Source organism: Bordetella ansorpii (assembly GCF_900078705.1).
In the GTDB taxonomy this organism is placed as follows: Bacteria; Pseudomonadota; Gammaproteobacteria; order Burkholderiales; family Burkholderiaceae_B; genus Bordetella; species Bordetella ansorpii_A.
On record NZ_FKIF01000002.1, the window covers coordinates 89,050 to 110,187 of the forward strand.

16 protein-coding genes and 1 pseudogene are annotated in these 21,138 nt (G+C 68.2%); 10 read left to right on the forward strand and 7 right to left on the reverse strand.

Annotated elements, in window-relative coordinates; genetic code table 11:
• Positions 1-5: 5 nt before the first annotated feature.
• The 3 genes from A6745_RS04060 to A6745_RS04070 all read right to left on the reverse strand — a co-directional run bounded on the left by A6745_RS04060 (position 6) and on the right by A6745_RS04070 (position 2,745).
• Positions 6-1,415: a PepSY-associated TM helix domain-containing protein gene (locus A6745_RS04060; RefSeq protein ID WP_066124067.1), complete on the reverse strand. Its 1,410-nt coding sequence runs from the start codon at positions 1,413-1,415 to the stop codon at positions 6-8.
• 78 nt (positions 1,416-1,493) lie between these two features.
• Positions 1,494-2,027 (reverse strand): hypothetical protein, encoded by a 534-nt coding sequence (locus A6745_RS29195; RefSeq protein WP_231885902.1) that lies wholly within the window; start codon positions 2,025-2,027, stop codon positions 1,494-1,496.
• 103 nt (positions 2,028-2,130) lie between these two features.
• Positions 2,131-2,745 carry a TetR/AcrR family transcriptional regulator gene (locus A6745_RS04070; protein WP_066124072.1) on the reverse strand — a complete coding sequence of 205 codons (615 nt, stop codon included), beginning with the start codon at positions 2,743-2,745 and terminating at the stop codon, positions 2,131-2,133.
• Positions 2,746-2,879: 134 nt separating this feature from the next.
• Here A6745_RS04070 and A6745_RS04075 point away from each other — a divergent pair, with 134 nt between their 5' ends.
• The 3 genes from A6745_RS04075 to A6745_RS04085 are packed head-to-tail and all read left to right on the forward strand — an operon-like array spanning position 2,880 to position 8,704.
• Positions 2,880-4,016 carry an efflux RND transporter periplasmic adaptor subunit gene (locus tag A6745_RS04075; protein ID WP_066124075.1) on the forward strand — a complete coding sequence of 379 codons (1,137 nt, stop codon included), beginning with the start codon at positions 2,880-2,882 and terminating at the stop codon, positions 4,014-4,016.
• A 38-nt stretch (positions 4,017-4,054) separates the two neighbouring features.
• On the forward strand, positions 4,055-7,228 hold the full coding sequence (locus A6745_RS04080; protein WP_066125727.1) for an efflux RND transporter permease subunit: 3,174 nt from the start codon (positions 4,055-4,057) through the stop codon (positions 7,226-7,228).
• Positions 7,229-7,231: 3 nt separating this feature from the next.
• Positions 7,232-8,704 (forward strand): efflux transporter outer membrane subunit, encoded by a 1,473-nt coding sequence (locus tag A6745_RS04085; RefSeq protein WP_066124079.1) that lies wholly within the window; start codon positions 7,232-7,234, stop codon positions 8,702-8,704.
• A gap of 58 nt (positions 8,705-8,762) precedes the next feature.
• Here A6745_RS04085 and A6745_RS04090 read toward each other — a convergent pair whose 3' ends face one another.
• A complete protein-coding gene (locus A6745_RS04090) occupies positions 8,763-9,158 on the reverse strand; it encodes a DoxX family protein (protein WP_066124083.1) in 396 nt (131 codons plus the stop codon).
• 209 nt (positions 9,159-9,367) lie between these two features.
• On the reverse strand, positions 9,368-10,108 hold the full coding sequence (locus A6745_RS04095) for an NUDIX hydrolase (protein ID WP_082852883.1): 741 nt from the start codon (positions 10,106-10,108) through the stop codon (positions 9,368-9,370).
• 138 nt (positions 10,109-10,246) lie between these two features.
• Here A6745_RS04095 and A6745_RS04100 point away from each other — a divergent pair, with 138 nt between their 5' ends.
• Genes A6745_RS04100 through A6745_RS04115 form a run of 4 tightly spaced genes read left to right on the forward strand, consistent with a single transcriptional unit; the run spans position 10,247 to position 15,123 of the window.
• A complete protein-coding gene (locus tag A6745_RS04100) occupies positions 10,247-11,110 on the forward strand; it encodes a cysteine hydrolase family protein (RefSeq protein ID WP_066124085.1) in 864 nt (287 codons plus the stop codon).
• A gap of 46 nt (positions 11,111-11,156) precedes the next feature.
• Positions 11,157-12,350: a nicotinate phosphoribosyltransferase gene (gene pncB / locus A6745_RS04105; RefSeq protein WP_066124087.1), complete on the forward strand. Its 1,194-nt coding sequence runs from the start codon at positions 11,157-11,159 to the stop codon at positions 12,348-12,350.
• On the forward strand, positions 12,347-14,047 hold the full coding sequence (locus A6745_RS04110) for an NAD+ synthase (protein WP_066124089.1): 1,701 nt from the start codon (positions 12,347-12,349) through the stop codon (positions 14,045-14,047). Before pncB ends, A6745_RS04110 begins: the two co-directional genes overlap by 4 nt.
• A gap of 14 nt (positions 14,048-14,061) precedes the next feature.
• Positions 14,062-15,123 (forward strand): bifunctional nicotinamide-nucleotide adenylyltransferase/Nudix hydroxylase, encoded by a 1,062-nt coding sequence (locus tag A6745_RS04115; RefSeq protein ID WP_066124092.1) that lies wholly within the window; start codon positions 14,062-14,064, stop codon positions 15,121-15,123.
• Positions 15,124-15,476: 353 nt separating this feature from the next.
• Here A6745_RS04115 and A6745_RS04120 read toward each other — a convergent pair whose 3' ends face one another.
• On the reverse strand, positions 15,477-16,982 hold the full coding sequence (locus A6745_RS04120) for a tripartite tricarboxylate transporter permease (RefSeq protein WP_066124095.1): 1,506 nt from the start codon (positions 16,980-16,982) through the stop codon (positions 15,477-15,479).
• A gap of 10 nt (positions 16,983-16,992) precedes the next feature.
• On the reverse strand, positions 16,993-17,415 hold the full coding sequence (locus A6745_RS04125; RefSeq protein WP_066124097.1) for a tripartite tricarboxylate transporter TctB family protein: 423 nt from the start codon (positions 17,413-17,415) through the stop codon (positions 16,993-16,995).
• Positions 17,416-17,814: 399 nt separating this feature from the next.
• On the opposite strand from A6745_RS04125, the gene A6745_RS04130 reads away from it, so the two are divergent.
• The 3 genes and pseudogenes from A6745_RS04130 to A6745_RS04145 all read left to right on the forward strand — a co-directional run bounded on the left by A6745_RS04130 (position 17,815) and on the right by A6745_RS04145 (position 21,131).
• Positions 17,815-18,687: a glycosyltransferase family protein gene (locus tag A6745_RS04130; protein ID WP_066124099.1), complete on the forward strand. Its 873-nt coding sequence runs from the start codon at positions 17,815-17,817 to the stop codon at positions 18,685-18,687.
• Positions 18,688-18,712: 25 nt separating this feature from the next.
• Positions 18,713-19,176 (forward strand): annotated as a pseudogene (locus A6745_RS27625) (LysR family transcriptional regulator); the annotation flags it as partial.
• Between the two features lie 308 nt (positions 19,177-19,484).
• The gene (locus A6745_RS04145; RefSeq protein ID WP_156513280.1) at positions 19,485-21,131 is read left to right on the forward strand and encodes a methyl-accepting chemotaxis protein; all 1,647 of its coding nucleotides are present in this window, start codon (positions 19,485-19,487) and stop codon (positions 21,129-21,131) included.
• Positions 21,132-21,138: the final 7 nt, after the last annotated feature.

The following is a 21,138-nucleotide window of genomic DNA, read 5'->3' on the forward strand; positions in this document are numbered from 1 at the left end:
CGGGCTCAGGCGGGGCGCGCCTGCACGCGGGCGCCTCGCCACAGGCTGCGCGCCACGTCCACCGCCAGGAACGCAATCAGGCTCACGCCCATCACCGGCAGGCACCAGCCCAGCGCCACCGCCACGATCACGGCCAGCACGCGCCATCCTCGGGACAGGTCCAGCCACGCCTGCGTCAGGGTCAGCGCCCCCACGCCCGCGGCCGGCCGCCGCAGCCACCACATGCGATAGCCCAGCACCACCATCACCGACAAGGCCGCGCCGATGGCCGCCATCAGCAACTGGTTGGGCCAGCCGAACAGGATGCCCATGTGCATGTCCACGCCCCAGCGGATCAGCTTGGCGATCAGCGGAAAGGTGTCGAAATCGGCCCGGCTGGTGATGGCGTGGCTGTCGGGATCGATCACCACGGTGTCGACCTGCGTGGGCCAGGAGCGGTCCACCTCACGCACCATCCAACCCTGGCCGGCCGCGCGCGGCGGGCGGATCTCCAGTTTGTTCGAGTCGATGCCGCCAGCACGTGCCGACGCCAGCACGGCGTCGAAGCCCTGGGCCGCCGGCGCGGGCATCGCGCCCTGGCCGAGCCTGCCGTGATGATGCGCATGCTCGCCCGCCATCGGCATGGCGGCGGCCGCCGTGCCCGGCAGCGCCAGCGACACCGACGGGGTGACCCAGCCCAACTGCGCGCGCAGCAGATCCACCCGGCCGCCCGCCCAGTTCGACCAGGTCAGTCCGGTGGCCGACAGGAACAGCAGTCCGGCCGCCAGCCACAGGCCCAGCAGGCTGTGCCAGCGGCGCGTGCGCAGGCGCGGGCTGCGCGAGGCCATGGCCGCGCTGTTGCGCCGGCGCGAAACGAACCACAGCACCAGCCCGCCCAGCGACGCGATCCACATCCAGGACGCGGCCAGCTCGCTGTAGTTGCGGCCCAGTTCGCCCAGCATCAGGTTGCGGTGCAGATAATCCAGCGTGGTGCGAAACGGCAGCGAGCCGCTGGTGCCGTAGACGATCATGTCGCCCTTGACGGCCAGCGTGACCGGATCGACGAACAGCGCGCGGCTCTCGGAATCGCCCAGGCCGGGCTGCGAGAACATCACGCGGGTCGTCGTGCCGGGCTGGGGAGCGGGACGCACCGCGAACAGCCTCGGCCCCGCGCCGATGCGGGCCTGCGCGGCCTCGACCTGCCGGGCCAGCGGCTGCGCAGGCCCGGTGCTGGCCGTGCGCAGTTGATCGGCATACAGCCAGGACTCGATCTGGGGCGTCAGGACGAACAGCGTGCCGGTGACCGCGGCCACCAGGATGAACGGGCCGACGAACAGCCCGATGTAGAAATGCAGACGGGTGAGCAGCGCCAGCAAGCGGCTGCCCGCCGTGGTCCGCGCGCGCGAGGACGCGGATTCCAGGGTTTGCGTGGACATGGATATCTCGGAGAACGACAGGCGTCGCCGGCATGGGGCGACCTTCGTGCGCGCGGCGGCGCGCACCCGGTTACGGTGTCATGCGGACAGGACAGGGGGCGCGCGCTGCCCCAGTGGCGGACCGACCGCGGGCATGGGCGGGGCCGGACGGTCGGCGGGCGAGGGCAGGTCGGCGCGGCCGAAGGCCCGCATCGGCGCCACCCCCAGCGCCACCGGCGTATCCAGCGCCTGATGGGCGATCAGGCCGAACGGACATTCCTGGCCCGCCGCGCCGGAGTGATCGGAGCCGTGATCGTGCGATCCGTGGCCCGACGCCGGGCTGCCCCGCGCCATGTGCATGCCGGGCATCTCCATGCCGGGCATCTGCACGCGGACCCTGTCCGCGTGATCCATGCCGTGGTGCATGTCCGGCGCCGGCCATGGCACGCGCGGCGCCCTCGGCAAGCCGCCCGCCGCCGCGCAGAACTCGAGCGCCAGGCGTCCTTCGCGCAGGGCCCGCACGTCGGGCATATAACCCGCCGGCACCAGCGCGCGCAGCGTCAGCGCAAACAGCAGCAGGCCGAACAGCACAAGGCTCGGCGGGCGTGCAAGGGCAGGGGCGCGGCGGGACATGCGAAGAATTCTACGCGGCGGCGCCACGCGCCTTGCGGCCCTGATTCCGCATCAGTCAATCCGCCAGGCGGCCCGTGCGCGGCCCATGCACCGAAGGCGCAGCCTAGGTCCGCCCGAACACCACGCGCCGGAAGAACCCGCCCAGCACCGCCTCGGTCAGCTCGCCGGTGACTTCCTGGGGATCGAAGGTATGGCTGAACATGACACCCTCGCACAAGGCGACCAGCCCCAGGGCCAGTTCATCGGGGGTCATGCCCAGCGGGGCACCGGTACGCTGCATGAATTGCCGCGCGTACTCGGCCACGCCCGCGCGCTTCTCGCGCGTGAAGGCCAGGAAGGGTTCACGGAACTGGGGGTCGCGCGCCGCCAGCAGCTTGGCCTCGACCCACAACAGAAAACAGTCGTCTTCCCGGTACAGCTGGCTGTAGAAGGCCACGATGCGCGACTCCAGGTCTTCACGCGTGGCCTCGCCGTCGAAGATGGCCTGCATCTCGCTCGTATGGGCCTCGTGGTCGCGGCGCAACAGCTCCATCAGCATCTGGTACTTGTCGCCGAAATTCGAGTAGAACGCGCCGCGCGTGTAGCCGGCCTCCTCCGCGATGTCCTCGACGCTGCTGGCGGTGTAGCCCTTGGCGACGAACAGGCGCTGCCCCGCGTCCAACAAGCGCTGGCGCGTCTGGTGGCGGCTCTGTTCGCGCGTCAGTCGGACTTTTTCCATCGCGGCAGTGTAGCACTTCAGGCGATTTCGGATTCATTATTGTATTTGAATACAGTATTGAATTAGAATTCCGCCCATCGCACTCCGCCGCGGCGCCGTAGTCCGGCGCCGCTCCCACCCGCGTCGAGGTTTTCATGCCCGCTCCTGGTCCGCGCCCTACCGCGCGCTCGCCGATCTTCGTTCCGCGCGCCGCCGCGCTGCTTCTGTGCCTGGCGGCACTGGGCGGCTGCGGCAAGAGCGAGGCCCCGCCGCCCGCGCCCCGCCCGGTGGTCGCCATGCCGGCCCAGCCCGATGCCCAGGCGCCGCGCGTCACGCTGCCCGGCCAGATCGAGGCGCGCTACAGCACGCAGCTGTCGTTCCGCGTCGGCGGCAAGATCATCGAACGCAAGGTGCGGCTGGGCGACGCCGTGAAGGCAGGCCAGGCCGTGGCCCGCCTGGATCCCGCCGACGCCGCCAAGAACGCCGCCGCCGCCCAGGCGCAAGCGTCCGCGGCGCGGCACCAGTTGGAGTTCGCGCGCCAGCAACTGAACCGCGACCGTGCCCAGGCCCGCGAACAACTGATTGCCGCCAGCCAGCTGGAGCAGACGCAGAACGCCTATGCATCGGCCCTGGCCCAGCGCGACAGCGCCGCCCAGCAGGCCGCGCTGGCAAAGGACCAGCTCGGCTACACCACCCTGGTCGCCGACCACGCGGGCGTCATCACCGCCGAACGCGCCGACACCGGCCAGAACGTGGCGGCGGGCGATCCCGTCTACAGCCTGGCCTGGGCCGGCGACGTCGACGTCACCGCCGACGTGCCCGAGAACATCCTGGCCGGCCTGCGCATCGGACAGCGCGCCACCGTCACGCTGCCCGCCGCGCCGGGCCGCACGTTGCAAGCCACGCTGCGCGAGCTGTCTCCGGCGGCCGACGCGCGCACCCGCACCTTCCGCGCCCGCTTCACCCTGCACGACGCCGGCGCCGAGGCCCGCCTAGGCATGACGGCCAACATCGCGCTGGATCAGGCCCGGGACGGCACGGCCACCTACACGCTGCCCTCCACCGCCCTGTTCCACGACGGTCCCGAACCCGCGGTCTGGGTCGTGAAGGCGGGCGAAGACGTACTGGAATTGCGCCGCGTCACTGTACAGCGCTTCAACGAGCGCACCGTCACGATCTCCGCGGGCATCGACAAGGACGAACGCATCGTGTGGCAAGGCGTGCATACGGTGTCGGCGGGCGAAAAGGTCCGCCCCGTGCCGCCGCTGCACCCCGAGGACTTCGCATCATGAGCACGCAGGATCGCGAAAACGGCGCCGGGGAGGATCGCATGACCGCCCAGCAGGCGCGCGCGGCCGCCGTGGCCCATGGCCATGCCGGGGAAGGCCGCTTCAATCTCTCCGCGTGGGCGCTGCGGCACCAGTCGCTGGTGGTCTTCCTGATCGCGCTGGCCACGCTGTTCGGCGTCATGTCGTACTCGCGCCTGGCGCAGTCCGAAGACCCGCCCTTCACCTTCCGCGTGATGGTGATCCGCACCTTCTGGCCCGGCGCCACCGCGCAGCAGGTGCAGTTGCAGGTCACCGACCGCATCGCCCGCAAGCTGCAGGAAACGCCCAACACGGATTTCATGCGCAGCTATTCGCGGCCGGGCGAATCGCTCGTGTTCTACACGATGAAGGACTCCGCGCCGGCCGCCGAAGTGGCCGAGCAGTGGTATCAGATCCGCAAGAAGGTGGGCGACATCCAGGGCATGCTGCCGCGCGGCGTGCAGGGGCCGTTCTTCAATGACGAGTTCGGCGATGTCTACACCAACATCTACACGCTGGAAGGCGACGGTTTCTCGCCCGCCCAACTGCGCGACTATGCCGATTCGCTGCGCACCGTGCTGCTGCGCGTGCCCGGCGTGGCCAAGGTGGATTATTTCGGCGAGCAGCAGGAACGCATCTACATCGAGATCCCCAACGCGCAGTTGGCGCGGCTGGGGGTATCGCCAGAAGTGATCGGCCGTGCCATCGACGCGCAGAACGGCGTGGCCTCGGGCGGCGTCATGACCACCGCCAACGACCGCATCTTCGTGCGGCCCAGCGGCCAGCTGGGCAATGCGCAGGCGCTGGCGGAAACGCTGATTCCCATCAACGGCCGCGCGGTGCGGCTGGGCGACATCGCCACCATCAAGCGCGGCTATCTCGATCCGCAGGAATCCGAGATGCGCGCCGGGGGCAAGCCGGTGCTGGGCATCGGCATCACCATGCAGCCGGGCCAGGACGTGGTCAAGCTGGGCCGCGCGCTGGACACCACCTCGGCGGAATTGCGCGGCCACCTGCCCGCGGGCCTGACGCTCACGCAGGTGTCGAACATGCCGCAGGCGGTGTCGCATTCCGTCGACGAGTTCCTGCGGTCGGTGGCCGAGGCCGTCGGCATCGTGCTGCTGGTCAGCCTGGTGTCTCTGGGCGTTCGCACCGGCATCGTGGTGGTCATCTCCATTCCCATCGTGCTGGCGGTCACGGCGCTGTTCATGTCGGTGTTCGACATCGGCCTGCACAAGGTCTCGCTGGGCACGCTGGTGCTAGCGCTGGGGCTGCTGGTGGATGATGCCATCATCGCGGTCGAGATGATGGCGGTGAAACTGGAGCAAGGCTGGAGCCGCGCGCGCGCCGCCGCCTTTGCCTACACCAGCACGGCCTTTCCCATGCTGACGGGCACGCTGGTCACCGTGGCGGGCTTCCTGCCCATCGCGCTGGCCAAGTCGGGCACGGGCGAGTACACGCGCTCGATCTTCCAGGTCTCGGCCATCGCGCTGATCGCCTCGTGGTTCGCGGCGGTGGTGCTGATTCCGCTGCTGGGCTATCGCCTGCTGCCCGAACGCAAGCGCGAGGCGCACCAGCCCGACGACCACGAACACGACATCTACGACACGCGCTTCTACCGCCGCCTGCGCACCTGGGTCGCGGCCTGCGTGCGGCGCCGCTATTGGGTGCTGGGCTTCACCGTCCTGCTGTTCGTGGGCGCCATGGCGGCGTTCAGCCGCGTGCCGCAGCAGTTTTTCCCCAACTCCGACCGGCCCGAACTGCTGGTGGACCTGAGCCTGCAGGACGGCGCCTCCATCACGGCCACCAAGCAGCAGGTCGAGCGCCTGGAAAAGGCCCTGCACGACAGGCCCGAGATCGACCACATGGTCAGCTTCGTGGGCACGGGCGCGCCGCGCTTCTACCTGCCGCTGGACCAGAAGCTGCCGCAGGCCAACTTCGCGCAGTTCATCCTCACGGCCAAGTCGGTGGAAGAGCGCGACAAACTGGCCCGATGGCTGGGCCCGGTGCTGCGCGAGCAGTTCCCGGCCGTGCGCACCCGCATGTCGCGCCTGGAGAACGGCCCGCCCGTGGGCTTCCCGGTGCAGTTCCGCGTCAGCGGCGACAGCATCGGCACGGTGCGCGGCATCGCCGAGAAGCTGGCCAGCCAGATCCGCGCCGATGGCCGCACCACCAACGTGCAGTTCGACTGGGATGAACCCTCGGCGCGCTCGGTGCGCTTCGAGGTCGACCAGAACAAGGCGCGCGCGGTGGGCATCACCTCCACCGACGTGTCCGACTTCCTGGCCATGACGCTGTCGGGCACCACCGTCACGCAATACCGCGAGCGCGACCAGTTGATCAGCGTCGACCTGCGGGCGGCCAGGGAAGACCGCGTCGATCCCGCGCGCCTGGCCTCGCTGTCCGTTCCCACGCCCAACGGCCCCGTGCCGCTGGGCAGCCTGGGCACCGTGCGCAACGAACTGGAATACGCCGTGGTCTGGGAACGCGACCGCCAGCCCACCATCACGGTGCAGGCCGACGTGACGGGCAATGCGCAGGGCATCGACGTCACCCATGCCATCGACGCCAAGCTCGGCGAGCTGCGCGCCGAACTGCCGGTGGGCTACCGCATCCAGATCGGCGGCTCGGTCGAGGAAAGCCAGAAGGGCCAATCGTCCATCAACGACCAGATGCCGCTGATGGCCATCGTGGTGCTGACGCTGCTGATGATCCAGCTGCAAAGCTTCTCGCGGGTGATGATGGTGGTGCTGACCGCGCCGCTGGGCCTGATCGGCGTGGTGGTGGCGCTGCTGCTGTTCGACAAGCCGTTCGGCTTCGTCGCCATGCTGGGCGTCATCGCGATGTTCGGCATCATCATGCGCAACTCGGTGATTCTCGTGGACCAGATCGAGCAGGACATCGCGGGCGGCGCGCCGCGCGTGGACGCCATCGTGGGCGCCACCGCGCGGCGCTTCCGGCCCATCACCCTGACCGCCGCCGCCGCCGTGCTGGCGCTGATCCCCCTGCTGCGCAGCAACTTCTTCGGCCCCATGGCCACGGCGCTGATGGGCGGCATCACCAGCGCCACCGTCCTGACCCTGTTCTTCCTGCCGGCGCTGTATGCCGCCTGGTTCCGCGTGCGCAACGACGAACGCAACGAACCGCCCGGCGTGCCGCCTGGCGCGGATGCCGGCCACCTGCGGGAAGGAGCCTGAGCCATGCACAGACTGAATCGCCTGTCGCGCGCCTGCATATCCGCCTTGCTGGCGCTGGCCCTGGGCGCCTGCGCGCTGGGTCCGGACGGTACGCCGCCGCAAACGCCCCGACCCACGCAATACGGCGTGGCGGCCACGCCCGCTCAGACCGCCGCCGCGCAAGGCGTGGCGCAACGGTTCGAGGCCGGCGCCATGCCGGTCGCCGACTGGTGGACGCGCTACCGCTCGCCACCGCTCGACGCGCTGGTGGCCGAGGGCCTGGCCAACAGCCCCGACCTGGCCGCCGCCGACAAGCGCCTGGCCGCCGCGCGCGAGCAGTTGCGCGCGCAGGTCGGCGAATCGCTGTTCCCCACGCTGGACGCCGGCGCGCAGACCGACCGGCAGCGCGCGCTGACCATGCCCGGCATCCAGCCGCCCACCGCGCTGTACAACACCTTCGTCGGGCAACTGCGCGCGCAGTACACCTTCGACCTGTTCGGCGCGGCGCGCTACGCCAACGCTTCGCTGGCCGAACGTGTGAACCAGCAGGCCTACGAACTGGAAGCGGCGCGGCGCGCGCTGGCCTCGAACATCGTCACCGGCGCCATCAACGCCGCGGCGCTGCGCGTACAGGTCGAACTGACGCAGCGGCAGGCCGTGCTGGCCCGCGACGTGGCGCGCGACGCGCAGCGCCGCTTCGAGCTGGGCTCGGCCTCGCAGCAGGAAGCGCTGGACGCCGACCAGAACGCGGCCGACGTAGAGGCCAGCCTGCCCGGCCTGCGCAGCCAGTGGCAGGCCATGCGGCACGCGCTGGCCGTGCTGCTGGGCCGCACGCCCGACCAGGCCCCGCCGGACCTGGACTTCGACAGCCTGAGCGTGCCGGACCACGTGCCCGTCAGCGTGCCCTCCACGCTGCTGGCCCACCGGCCCGACATCCGCGCCGCCGACGCGACCTTGCGCGCGGCGGCCGCCGACATCGGCGCGGCCACCGCGCAATTGCTGCCCAGCCTGTCGATCTCGGCTTCGCTGGGACGCGGGGGCTTCAATTGGTCGGACGCACTGGCGGCGGGCACGGGTTCGATCTGGAGCCTGGGCGCCTCGCTCACGCAGCCGATCTTCCACGGCGGCGCCCTGATGGCGCAGCGCCGTGCCGCGCAGCGTTCCTACGAAGCGGCGGGCGAGCAGTACAAACAGACCGTGCTGACCGCGTTCCGCAACGTGGCCGACACGCTGGCCGCCCTGGAAGCCGACAACGAGGCGCTGGCCGCCGCCGAACGCGCGCGCCAGGCCGCCGAAGCGTCGTATGGCAATACGTCCAGGCGCGTCTCGCTGGGCGCGCTGCCCGGCTACCAGGGCCGCGCCGCCGAGCAGCATTTCCTGCAAGCACGCCTGCGCGAGGTGCGCTATGCCACCGACCGCATGAACGACACGGCCGCGCTGTTCCACGCCATGGGCGGCGGTCCGGCGGCCAGCGAGCCTGTGGATAGCGGCAAGTAGCAAAGAGGGCGGCGCCCCTTGCAGGCGCCGCCCTCGAACGGCATCGGAAAAGCAGGCGTCAGGCGCGGCCGCCGCGCCCATCCAGGCTCAGCGCGCCACCGCCGAAGGCGACGATCTGCAGCAGGCCCCCCGTGATCATCAGGTTCTTGATGAAGTTGATGAACTGGCCCTGGTTGCCCAGGTCGTTGTGGAAGAACACGGCCGTGGCCAGCGTGAACAGCGCCATCACCAGCGCCACCGGACGCACGCGCCAGCCCAGGATCAGCAGGGCGGCGAACACGACTTCGATCAACACGGCCACGGCCCAACCCACCGCGGGCAGGGGCAAGCCGGCCGACGCGATGTAGCCCACCGTGCCGGAATAATTGCCCAGCTTCGAGAAGCCGGTGATCAGGAACGGCACGCCGATCAGCAGGCGGCCGGCGAGCGGAAGAAAACGTTGGGAGGCAGACATGGCGAATCCTTGCTTGAAAAGTAGTGGGCGGGTCTGGCGCGGGGCAGCCGCCGGATCGGCCTGGCCGTTGTTCCACGAATGCGACATTCCCGCACCGAAACCCATGTAAATGGAACAGGGCCACAGAATACGAGCGCGTCCCGCCCTGGATAAGCGGTATCCCGTTGAACGCATCATTGTCGAAAACAGGACAATCGCCCCGAAACTTCTCAGGCGTTCAGGCCTCGCTGCACCGTCGAGAGCTCGCGCCTGAAAGCCGGCCGCAGCCGGTAGACCTGGGCCGGCCGGTGCGCGGCGCCGGTCACCAGTTCGCCTTCCACGGGTTCCAGCATGCCCAGCTCTTCGACCTTGCGGCGGAAGCTGACCTTGTTGATGGGCTCGCCCAATACCGCCTCGTACACGGCCTGCAACTGCGGCAGCGTGATGCGCTCGCCGCACAGGTACACGGGCAGAGAGGAATACTGGCTCTTGGCGCGCACCCGCGATACGGCCAGTTGCACGATCTCGGCATGATCGAACGGCAGTTCCGGCAACTCGGCCACCGGCACGACCGACAGGCCATCGCCGTCGTGCGGCAGCAGCTCATCGGGTACCAGTGCGTAATAGACCACCGACATCGACCAGCCGCGCGGATCGCGCTGTCTGCCCGAGTAGGTGGCCAACTGTTCCAGGTACGGACTGACGATGCCCGTCTTCTCGCGCAGCATGCGCGCCGCCGCGTCCCAGGCCGTGGCGTCTTCCTCGGGATGGATATAGCCGCCCGGCAGCGCCAGCGCCCCCGCATACGGCTCGCCGCGGCGCTTGAGCAGCACCACGTGCAAGGCGCGGTCCCGCAGCGTCAGCAACACCACGTCCACCGTACAGATGATGCCGGGCGCAGCAGCGTGCGCAGCAGCGGGCGCAGCGGCGGACGTGGCGGAAGACTCGGCGGGCGGGAGGGCTTTGGTCATGGCGCAACAGTTTGTACAAGCGAGCAACGAAGAAGGGTATCAACGCGGGCAGGTGGTGTCACGGCATCACCCACTTAGTTGCACAATTAATCTAAGCCAGGTACAGTGAATCCCATATCGACGCAGACGGAGAACGACGTGCCCGCATCCATCCAGCTTCTGATCATCGACCCGCAGAACGATTTCTGCGATTTGCCCGCCGCCTGGCAGCCCGCCGATCCCATCGGCGGCGCCCTGCTGGCGCCCAGCCTGCCCGTCCAGGGCGCGCACGCCGACATGCTGCGCGTGGCCGACATCGTGCGGGCAGGACGGGACGCCCTGTCGGCCATCACCGTCACGCTCGACACCCACCACCGCGTCGACATCGCGCACCCTGCCTTCTGGCGGCGCCAGGACGGCCAGCCGGTCACGCCGTTCACGGCCATCACCGCGGCCGACCTGCGCGCGGGACGCTACCAGCCCCGCGACCCCGCCGCGCTGCCACGCGCCCAGGCCTATGTGGGCGCCCTGGAGGCGCGCGGCCGCTACACGCTGATGGTGTGGCCGGTGCACTGCCAGGTCGGCAGTTGGGGGCACAACGTGCATGCCGCCGTGCAGGCCGCCTGCTCGGCCTGGGAAGAAGCCCGGCTGCAACCTGTCGAGTACGTGAACAAGGGCATCAACCCGTGGACCGAACACTACAGCGCCCTGCAAGCCGAGGTGCCCGACGAGGCAGACGCCGGCACGCAACTGAACCGCGCCCTGCTGGCCCGCCTGGACGGCGCCGGCACGCTGCTGGTGGCCGGCGAGGCCAGCAGCCACTGCGTGCGGGCCACCGTGGAGGACCTGATCGGGAACCTGCCGGGCGGCCACCCGGAACGCGTCGTGCTGTTGTCCGACTGCATGAGCCCCGTGGGCGGCTTCGAGGACCAGGCCAGGGCGTTCCTGGCCGACATGCAATCCCTAGGCGTGAAGCTGGCCAGCAGCGCCGACGTCCTGGCGCAGCTGCGCGGAGCCGCCTGAACGGGACAACGGGAAAGGCCCGGCGGCAAGACAAGGAGTACCAGCCATGCAACCCGTCATACAAAGCTTGCTCGACACCGACCTCTACAAGTTCACCATGTGGCAGGCCATGCTGCACAGGCACCCGGCCACGCAGGCCGAGTACACCTTCGTGTGCCGCAACCGGCCGGCCTATCCCCTCGCAGAACTGGCGCGGGACGTGCGGCGCGAACTCGAACACCTGTGCAGCCTGTCCTTCCAGCCCGACGAACTGGCCTACCTGAGCGGACTGCGCTACATCAAGTCGGACTTCATCGACTTCCTGCGCATCTTCCGCTTCCAGCGCTCCTTCATCGACGTGCGCGCCGACGGCGATGACCTGCGCATCGTGGCGCGCGGCCCGCAGGTGCACATCATGGGATTCGAGATCCCGGTGCTGGCCATCGTCAACGAGCTGTACTTCCGCCGCTTCGACCCGGCGCGGGCGCTTGCCGAAGGCACGCGGCGCCTGGACGCCAAGATCGCACAGTTCCAGGCCTTCGCCGGCGAAGCGCCGCGCGCGCACCCCTTCGAGTTCTTCGACTTCGGCCTGCGCCGCCGCTACAGCGGCGCATGGCAGCGCCAGGTGGTGGCGCGCCTGCAGGCCGAGCTGCCGCGCTATTTCAAGGGCACGTCGAACGTGCTGCTGGCCAAGGACCTGGGGCTGGTGCCCATCGGCACCATGGCGCACGAGTACCTCCAGACGTTCCAGGCGCTGGGCGTGCGGCTGCGCGACTTCCAGAAGACCGCGCTGGAGGAATGGGTGCAGGAATACCGCGGCGACCTGGGCATCGCGCTGACCGACGTGGTGGGCATGAATGCCTTCCTGGCCGACTTCGACCTGTACTTCGCCAAGCTGTTCGATGGCCTGCGGCACGACTCCGGCGACCCCGCCGAATGGGGCGAGAAGGCCCTGGCGCACTACGCCAGGCTGCGCATCAATGCGCACGCCAAGCGGCTGGTATTCTCGGACGGCCTGGACGTGTCGCGCGCCCTGGCGCTGTACCGGCAGTTCGGCGACCGCACGCAGTTGGGCTTCGGCATCGGCACGCATCTGAGCAACGACGTGGGCCTGACCCCGTTGAACATCGTGATGAAGCTCACCTCGGCCAACGGGCAATCGGTGGCCAAACTGTCGGACACGCCGGGCAAGACCCTGTGCAACGATGAAACTTTCCTGGCCTACCTGCGCCAGGTCTTCCAGGTCGGGAGCCCCGCATGATCACGCTGACGCTGGCGCAACTGAACTACACGGTCGGCGACGTCGCCGGCAACGTCGAGCGCATGGCCGCCGCCGCGCGCCGCGCGGCGCGGGATGGCTCGCAGATGGTGGTGTTCTCCGAACTGTCGCTCACCGGCTATTACCCCGGCGACATGCTGGACGAAACGCCTTTCAAGGCCAAGGTCGAGGCGGGCGTGCAGGCGCTGCTCGCGGCCTCGCGCGAGTGTCCCGGCCTGGCCTGGGTCGTGGGAGCGCCCCTTGCCCGTAACGGCCCCGGCAAGGCATGGCACAACGGCCTGCTGATCGTGCGCGACGGCGAAGTGCTGCTGCGCTACGCCAAGCAGCTTCTGCCCACCTACAACATCTTCGATGAGCGCCGCCACTTCGAGCCCGGCCCCGACATCGCGCCCGTGCTGCAGATCGGCGACGCACGCGTCGGCTTCATGATCTGCGAGGATGGCTGGAACGACCACGGCGCCGACTACGAAGTGAACCCGTTCCGGCGCCTGCAGGATGCCTCGCCCGACTTCGTGGTGTCCATCAACGCCAGTCCTTCGGAGATCGGCAAGCGTGAGCTGCGCCACAAGGTGTTCGCGGACGCCAGCGCGCAGCACCGCCTGCCGCTGCTGTACGTGAACCAGATCGGCGGCCAGGACCAGATCGTCTTCGACGGCGCCTCGTTCGCGGTGCAACCGGCGCAAGGCGTGGTCTTCGAGACACACCGCTTCGAGGAAGACGTGGCCACGCTGCGCTTCGATGGCGGCCGCTTTCTTACCGCGCGGGGCGGCACGCCGCCCCGCGTCAATCCGCAGGGCCTGCCCACCATGGCCTTCTATCGCGCGCAGATCGTGCTGGGCCTGCGCGACTACGCGCGGCGCTGCGGCTTTCGCCAGGTGCTGGTGGGGTCGTCGGGCGGCATCGACAGCGCACTGACGCTGGCGCTGGCCGCCGAGGCCCTGGGCGCCGAGAACGTGGCCGCCGTCACCATGCCGTCCAGATACTCCTCGCCGGGATCGGTGGACGACTCGGTGGCGCTTTGCCGCAACCTCGGCGTCACGCTGTACACCCATCCCATCGCCGAGGCCGTTGACGTGTATGCGCGGCAGTTCGAGGCCAGCTTCGCGCATCCCTTGCAGGGCCTGCCGCTGGAGAACCTGCAGGCGCGCATCCGCGGCACCGTCCTGATGGAATACTCGAACACCTTCGGCCATCTGCTGCTGACCACCGGCAACAAGTCGGAGCTGTCGGTGGGCTATTGCACGCTGTATGGCGACACCAACGGCGGCCTCGGCCTGCTGGGCGATCTGTACAAGACCGAGGTGTTCGCGCTGTCGCGCCACCTGAACGAGGCCGCCGGCCGCGAGCGGATTCCCGTGGCGATCATCGACAAGCCGCCCTCGGCCGAGCTGGCGCCCGGCCAGAAGGACACCGACAGCCTGCCGCCCTACGAGGTGCTCGACGAGATCCTGCGCTTCGTGATCGAGGCGGAACGGCTGGCGCCCGACGAATACCGCCAGGCGCGCGACTTCGTCGAGCACCTGCGCGGCACACCCGATGGCAGGACGCTGATCGACCGCGTGCGCCGCATGGTGGCGCGCAACGAGTACAAGCGCCGCCAGGCCCCGCCCATGATCCGCGTACGCGCCAAGGCTTTCGGCGCGGGCCGCCAGATGCCCATCGCCGCCCAATACGACTGACGAGGTCCGACGCCATGACCGACACCACCCGACCCGACATCGCCGTCTACATCGGCCGTTTCCAGCCTTTTCACAACGGCCACCTGGCCCTGCTCCGGCAAGCCCTGGAGCTTGCCGGCGAGGTCATCGTGGTCATCGGCTCTGCACACCAGGCCCGCACGCCCAGGAATCCCTTCACCTGGCAGGAACGCGCGGACATCATCCGCCTGGCGCTGCCCGAAGCGGATCGTGCACGCGTGCATTTCCTGCCGACGCGAGACTATTACGACGAGGCGCGGTGGGTGGAAGCCGTGCGGGCGGGCGTGGCCGGCCTGGGCAGCCGGCTGGGCCTGCCGGCCAAGCCCACCGTGACGCTGATCGGCCATTTCAAGGATGCCACCAGCGGCTATCTCGGCCGTTTTCCCGGCTGGACGCTGCACGCCGTGGAACGCACCGACCCGGTCGACGCGGTGCATATCCGCGACGCGCTTTTCGGGGCCTCGGGCCATGGGCTGGAAGCCGCCCTGGCCGCGTTGCAACCGGTCGCGCCCGCCACCACGCTGGACTTCCTGCGCGCGTGGGCCGCGCTGCCTTTCCATCCCGCGCTGGCGCGTGAATGGCAGATGCTGCGCAAGTACAAGCAGGACTGGGCCGCGGCGCCGTACCCGCCGGTCTTCGTCACGGTGGACAGCATCGTGCGCTGCGGCGACCGCGTGCTGTTGATCCAGCGCGGCCAGCCCCCCGGCGTGGGCCTGTATGCCGTGCCGGGAGGATTCATCGAGCAGCGCGAGACGGCGTATCAATCCGCGCTGCGCGAGCTGCGGGAAGAGACCTCGCTGGGGCTGCTGGAACCCAGCATGCAGGCCGCGCTGAAAGACCGGGCCGTGTTCGACCACCCCGACCGCAGCCAGCGCGGACGCGTGATTTCACACGCCTTCTACTTCGACCTGGGCGACCGCGCCTTGCCGGACGTGCAGGCCGCTGACGATGCACAGTTGGCGCAATGGGTGCCGATCACGGATCTGGCCGGGATGGAAGACCGGTTCCACGACGATCACTTCCACATGCTGGATCACTTCCTGGGCATCACGGATTAAGGCCCCCACGCCGCGCCTTCGGCTTGCTGCCCCCCGAGGGGGCTTTTTTTGCCTTGGGGCGGCCCGGCAGCAAAAAAGGCCCCCACGCCGCGCCTTCGGCTTGCTGCCCCCCGAGGGGGCTTTTTTGCCTTGGGGCGGCCCGGCAGCAAAAAAGGCCCCCACGCCGCGCCTTCGGCTTGCTGCCCCCCGAGGGGGCTTTTTTGCCTTGGGGCGGCCCGGCAGCAAAAAGGCCCCCACGCCGCGCCTTCGGCATCTCCCGGCAAAAAAATGGCCCGGGGCGTGCATGCGACACGCACCCGAGCCAGGAGCCAACTGCAAAACTGCTTGTTTCTTCTATGCCTTCGCGGGGCGGGTCAATCTGCGTCGACGAATGCCTGATCACGCTTCTTGCGCAGGGCCGGCAGCGCCACCAGCACCAGCAGCACGGCGGCCGCGCCCAGCAGCGAGGCCGACAGGGGACGTGTGACGAAGCTGGTGAAATCCCCGCGCGACAGCAGCAGCGCGCGGCGGAAGTTCTCTTCCATCATCGGTCCCAGCACCAGGCCCAGCAGCAGCGGCGCGCCTTCGCAGCCCAGCTTGCTCCACAGGTAGCCCACGATGCCGAAGGCGGCGAACATGAAGATGTCGAAAGTGTTGTAGTTCAGCGAATACACGCCGATCGTGCAGAACACCAGGATGGCCGGGAACAGCATGCGGTAGGGCACTTTCAGCAGCTTCACCCAGATGCCCACCAACGGCAGGTTCAACACCACCAGCATCAGGTTGCCGATCCACATCGAGGCGATCAGGCCCCAGAACAGCTCGGGATGGCTGCTCATGACCTGCGGACCCGGCTGGATGTTGTGGATGGTCATCGCGCCCACCATCAGCGCCATCACCGCGTTGCCCGGGATGCCCAGCGTCAGCAACGGGATGAACGACGTCTGCGCGCCCGCGTTGTTGGCGGATTCCGGACCCGCCAGCCCGGCCGGATGCCCCTTGCCGAAGCGCTCGGGGTTCTTGGAGATCTTCTTCTCCAGCGTGTACGACGCGAACGCCGACAACACCGAACCGCCGCCCGGCAGGATGCCCAGGGCCGACCCCAGCGCCGTGCCGCGCAGGATGGCGGGCGCGGCTTCGCGGATTTCCTGCCTGCTGGGATACAGCGACCCCATCTTGTCCGAGATCTCGACCCGCTGCTCTTTCAGTTCCAGGTTGGCCATGATCTCGGCCAGGCCGAACACGCCCATGGCCACCACGGCGAAGTCGATGCCGTCCTGCAGTTCGGGAATGCCGAAGTCATAGCGCGCCACGCCCGAGTTCACGTCGGTGCCCACCATGCCCAGCAACAGGCCCAGCAGGATCATGCAGATCGCCTTGGGCAGCGAACCCGAGGCCAGCACCACCGCGCCGATCAGGCCCAGCACCATCAACGAGAAGTACTCGGCGGGACCGAACGCGAACGCCACTTCCGCCAAGGGCGGCGCGAAAGCCGCCAGCAGCAGCGTCGCCACGCTGCCCGCGAAAAACGACCCGACCGCCGCCAGCGACAGCGCCGCGCCGGCGCGGCCATTGCGCGCCATCTGGTGGCCGTCCAGCACGGTCACCACCGCGGAGGTCTCGCCGGGCAGGTTGACGAGGATGGCCGTGGTGGACCCCCCGTACTGCGTGCCGTAGTAGATGCCGGCCAGCATGATGAGGCCAGCCACGGGCGGCAGCACATAGGTGATCGGCAACAGCATCGCGATCGTCGGCACGGGCCCCAGGCCCGGCAGCACGCCCACCAGCGTGCCCAGCAGGCAGCCCAGGAAGGCATAGAGCAGGTTCTCGGGCGTGACCGCCACGGAGAACCCCAGCATCAGGTGATCCAGCAATTCCATGTCTCGCTCCTCAGTTGCTCAGCACGCTCGGCCAGAGCGGAAAGATCAGGCCCAGCCCGCGGATGAACGCGACGTACGAGAACAGGACCAGGAAGAGGCCATTGGCCACGGCGACCTTCCAGTTGAATTCGTGGCTGGCATAGCTGCTGACCACCACGAGCAGGAACACGGACAGGTACAGGCCGAGAGGCTGCAGCACCACGCCGTACAGGATGACGGAGCCGACCACCAGGGCCAGGATGCGGAAGTCGAAGCGGGAGACGGCGGTTTCCGTCGCCTTCTTCGCCAGCGCACCCACCGCGACGACGGCGCCCATGAGCGCCAGCACGATACCCAGCCAGAAAGGGAAATAGCCCGGGCCCATGCGCGCCGCCGTGCCCATGCTGTATTGGGTGGCCTGCAGCGAGAACCCACAGCCCAGGCCGATGAACATCACGCCCGACCAAAAGTCTTGTCTGTTTCTTATCAAACCGCTGTCTCCATGGATGGGGCGCTCCGGACACACCGCCGGGCGGACCAAGCCGGAACGCGCACTACGCCGTATCGCTCAAGCTTTCAGTGACCTTAACACTATGAAAGCAATAAGAAAGCCGGGATGGTACGTGACGCGGTTTGGCATGAGAACCCGCAAACCCATGATTTCGAGGCGGATCTGAAGCAGCCAGGATTCCAAATTGGAATAAGGTCCTAGGGGAAAATACGGTTGTGCGGTATTTGGATAAAGGCAACACCCGCTCTGGCGTGTCGGAATCGACCCTTGCCGCAGGCCTGGAATCGTGGCGCAATACCTTATTGCGAGCCCGGCGACAATACACGGCATGTGGAGGAAAAAATGAGCGGCACCATCAGGATTTTTGTGGGTTGCGACCCCAATGACTGCGATCTCGAGCAGATGATGGTGCTCGACTACAGCGCGCGCAAACACAGTTCGCGCCCTGTCGAAATCACCTGGATGCGCCTGTCGCACGACCCTGCCAGCCCCTGGTACAGCGATCCGCAGAACAAGGCGGGCTGGCGCACCGATACCTGGGCGACTCCGTTTTCCGCCTTCCGCTGGGCCGTGCCCGCCGCGTGCGGGTATCAGGGCCGGGCGCTGTACATGGACGCCGACATGCTGGTGCGCTGCGACCTGGCCGAGCTCTGGGACATGCCCATGGCCGACGGCGCCATCATCGCGGGCCGCCGGCGCGGCGAAGGCTGGCTGTTCTGCGTATCGCTGTGGGACTGCGCACAGGCGGGCAGGCACCTGCCCACGCTGGATGCCCTGCGCACCGATCGCCATGCGCACCGCAAGATGAAGCGCCTGCTGGCCGACCATCCCGAACTTGTCCAGCCCCTGGATGCCCGCTACAACTGCATCGATGGCGAGGGCCTGCCGCTGCAGGACATCCGCATCCTGCACTACTCGGACATGGGCACGCAGTTCTCGCACCGGTACGCGCTGCCGCGCCTGCAGGCGGCGGGCCGCCGCCACTGGTTCGACGGCAAGATCGTGCCGCACGCGCGGCAAGACCTGGCCGAGCTGTTCGAGCAGTATTACCAAGAGGCTTTGGATGCCGGATTCTGCCTGGACGACTACCGCGCCAGCGAAATGTTCGGTCCGTTCTCGAAAGCCACCCAGAAGCATTACACGGGCGGCCGGCAGCAGAAACCGCGCGGCTGGCTGCGCAAACTGACCGCGCGCGTTGCCCGCCTGACGGCCTAGAGGGTCTGTCAACGCCAGAAGGGGCCTCGCCGTGCGGCTGTTCGACCGCCATCCGCACGGCGTCACCCTGACGCCCGAAGGCCACCCCTTCCACCAGCGCGTACGCGAAGTGCTGGACACGCTGGACGACGCGCTGCGCGAGCCCGGCTTCCAGCGTTATGCCTTGCGGGGATCGGTGCGCATCGCGGCGTCGTACACCGTGCTGGGCTATTTCCTGCCCGACCTGCTGGCGCGCTTCCGGCGCCGCTATCGATGGAAGCCCTGCGCGGCCTGGTCGCCCACGGCTTCGGCGTGACCGTGCTGTCGGACATGGTCTACCGGCCCTGGTCGCTGGAAGGCAAGAAGATCGAAGCGACGCCGCTGGCCGATGCCGTGCCCCCGATGGAGGCGGGCATGATCTGGCATCCCCGGGCAACGCTGGCCAAGCCGGCCAATGCGTTCCGGCAGTTCATGATCCACGCGTGCGGGGATGAGACACCCGCAGGCTGAGCCAGCTCGCCCCCCTTCCGCGCCGATCCGAAGGCGAGGATAATACCGCTAAAGTGTGTAGGCGCTCACTTTTTCACGTATGAATTCCGCAAAATCGCGCAAAAAACATCAAAAAATATGAACTCCAATGATCTGTGACAATTTAGGCCCCAAAACGCTAGGGCTTGTCTGAAGTTACACATAGAATTCAAGCGATCTCTTAACGCAATTCTCTTGCCTGGGCTACCTAGCACTTCCAAGAACGGCGACAAGATCTTCCGCTCTTCCACGCGCGCCGCCCGGCCGCGATCTACCCAGGTACCTCCTCCATGAAAGTCCAGATACGCACTGTACGCAGCAAATTGCTGGCGGCCTTCGGCCTCATCTTCGTCCTGATGCTGGCGGTTTCCACGCTGTCCATCACGGCCCTGCAGCACGTGAACGACGGCTTCGCCGGCTACCTGGCCGGTATCGATGCACGCGCCAAGCTCGCGCAGCAGGTTCGCGCCAGCGTGGACGCGCGCGCCATCGCCGCGCGCAACCTCGCACTGGCGACGCAACCGGCCGATCGTACCGGGGAAAAGCGCGCGGTCGACGAGGCCCACGCAGACGTGCGGAAGTACCTGTCCCAGTTGACGTCGCTGGCCGAGACGGCGTCGGACAGCAACACCATGACGCGCGACCTGATCGCCGCCATCGCCCAGGTCGAAAGCCAGTACGGTCCGGTGGCCCTGCGGATCGCCGACGCGGCGATGGCCGGCCGCCGAAGCGAAGCCATCACGATGATCAACGATGAATGCCGCCCCCTGCTGGCCCGCCTGGTCACCGCCACTGACGCCTACGCCGACTACACCGCGCAGCGCGCGCAAGCGCTGACCAACGCCCGGCACGACCAATACGTCTCGGACCGCAATTGGGTGATCGCCATCTGCCTGGCCACGCTGGCCGTGGCCGTCGGCCTGGCCATCGGCATCACGCGCAACATCACCCGCGCGCTGGGCGCGGAGCCGGCCGACCTGGTCGGCATCACGCACCGCATGTCGCAGGGCGACCTGTCCGCCATTCGTGGCGCGGACACCGCGCCGGACGGCAGCGTCCTGGCTTCGATGGGCATCATGCAGCTTGGCCTGGTGACGCAATTGCGCTCGATTTCGCTGGCCGCCCAGGGCGTGGCAGCGGGGTCCTCCCACATTGCCGAAAGCAATCTGGACCTGTCGTCGCGAACGGAAGAGCAAGCCAGTTCGCTGGAAGAAACCGCATCCGCCATGGAAGAACTGGCCTCCTCGGTCCGCCAGACCGCGCAGAATTCGGTCGAGGCCAGCCGCCTGGTTTCCCAAGGCAACGACATTGCCCAGCAGAATGGCCAGATGATGGAAGCCATGCGCAATCAGATGCGCCGCATCAGCGACTCGTCCGGCAAGATGGGCGAGATCATCACCACGATCGAATCCATCGCCTTCCAGACCAATATCCTGGCCCTCAACGCTGCCGTCGAGGCCGCACGGGCAGGCGAACAGGGCAAGGGTTTCGCGGTCGTGGCGGCGGAAGTTCGCACGCTGGCGCACCGCAGCGCCACGGCGGCCAAGGAAATCAAGGATCTGATCGACGGCTCGATGCACCAGGTCCAGCAAGGCCGCAGCCTGGCCGAGCAGGTGCAGGAGACCATGCAGGAGATGGTGCGCAACGCAGGCGACATCTCGCGGATCATCCGGGAGATCACGGAAGCGAATAGCGAACAGAGCGCAGGCATAGACCAGATCAATTCGGCCGTCGGACAGATCGACACGGCCACGCAGCAGAATGCCGCGCTGGTCGAAGAGACGGCGTCGGCTGCCATGTCGCTGCAGGAGCAGGCGCGCACGCAGGCCGATGCGCTGACCTACTTCCGCTTCGACACCACCGATCGCCACGCCGCGCCCATAACGGAAACGGCCGGCAACCGGCCGGCCGGCACGCTGCGCCTGGCATCCGCGTAGCAACACG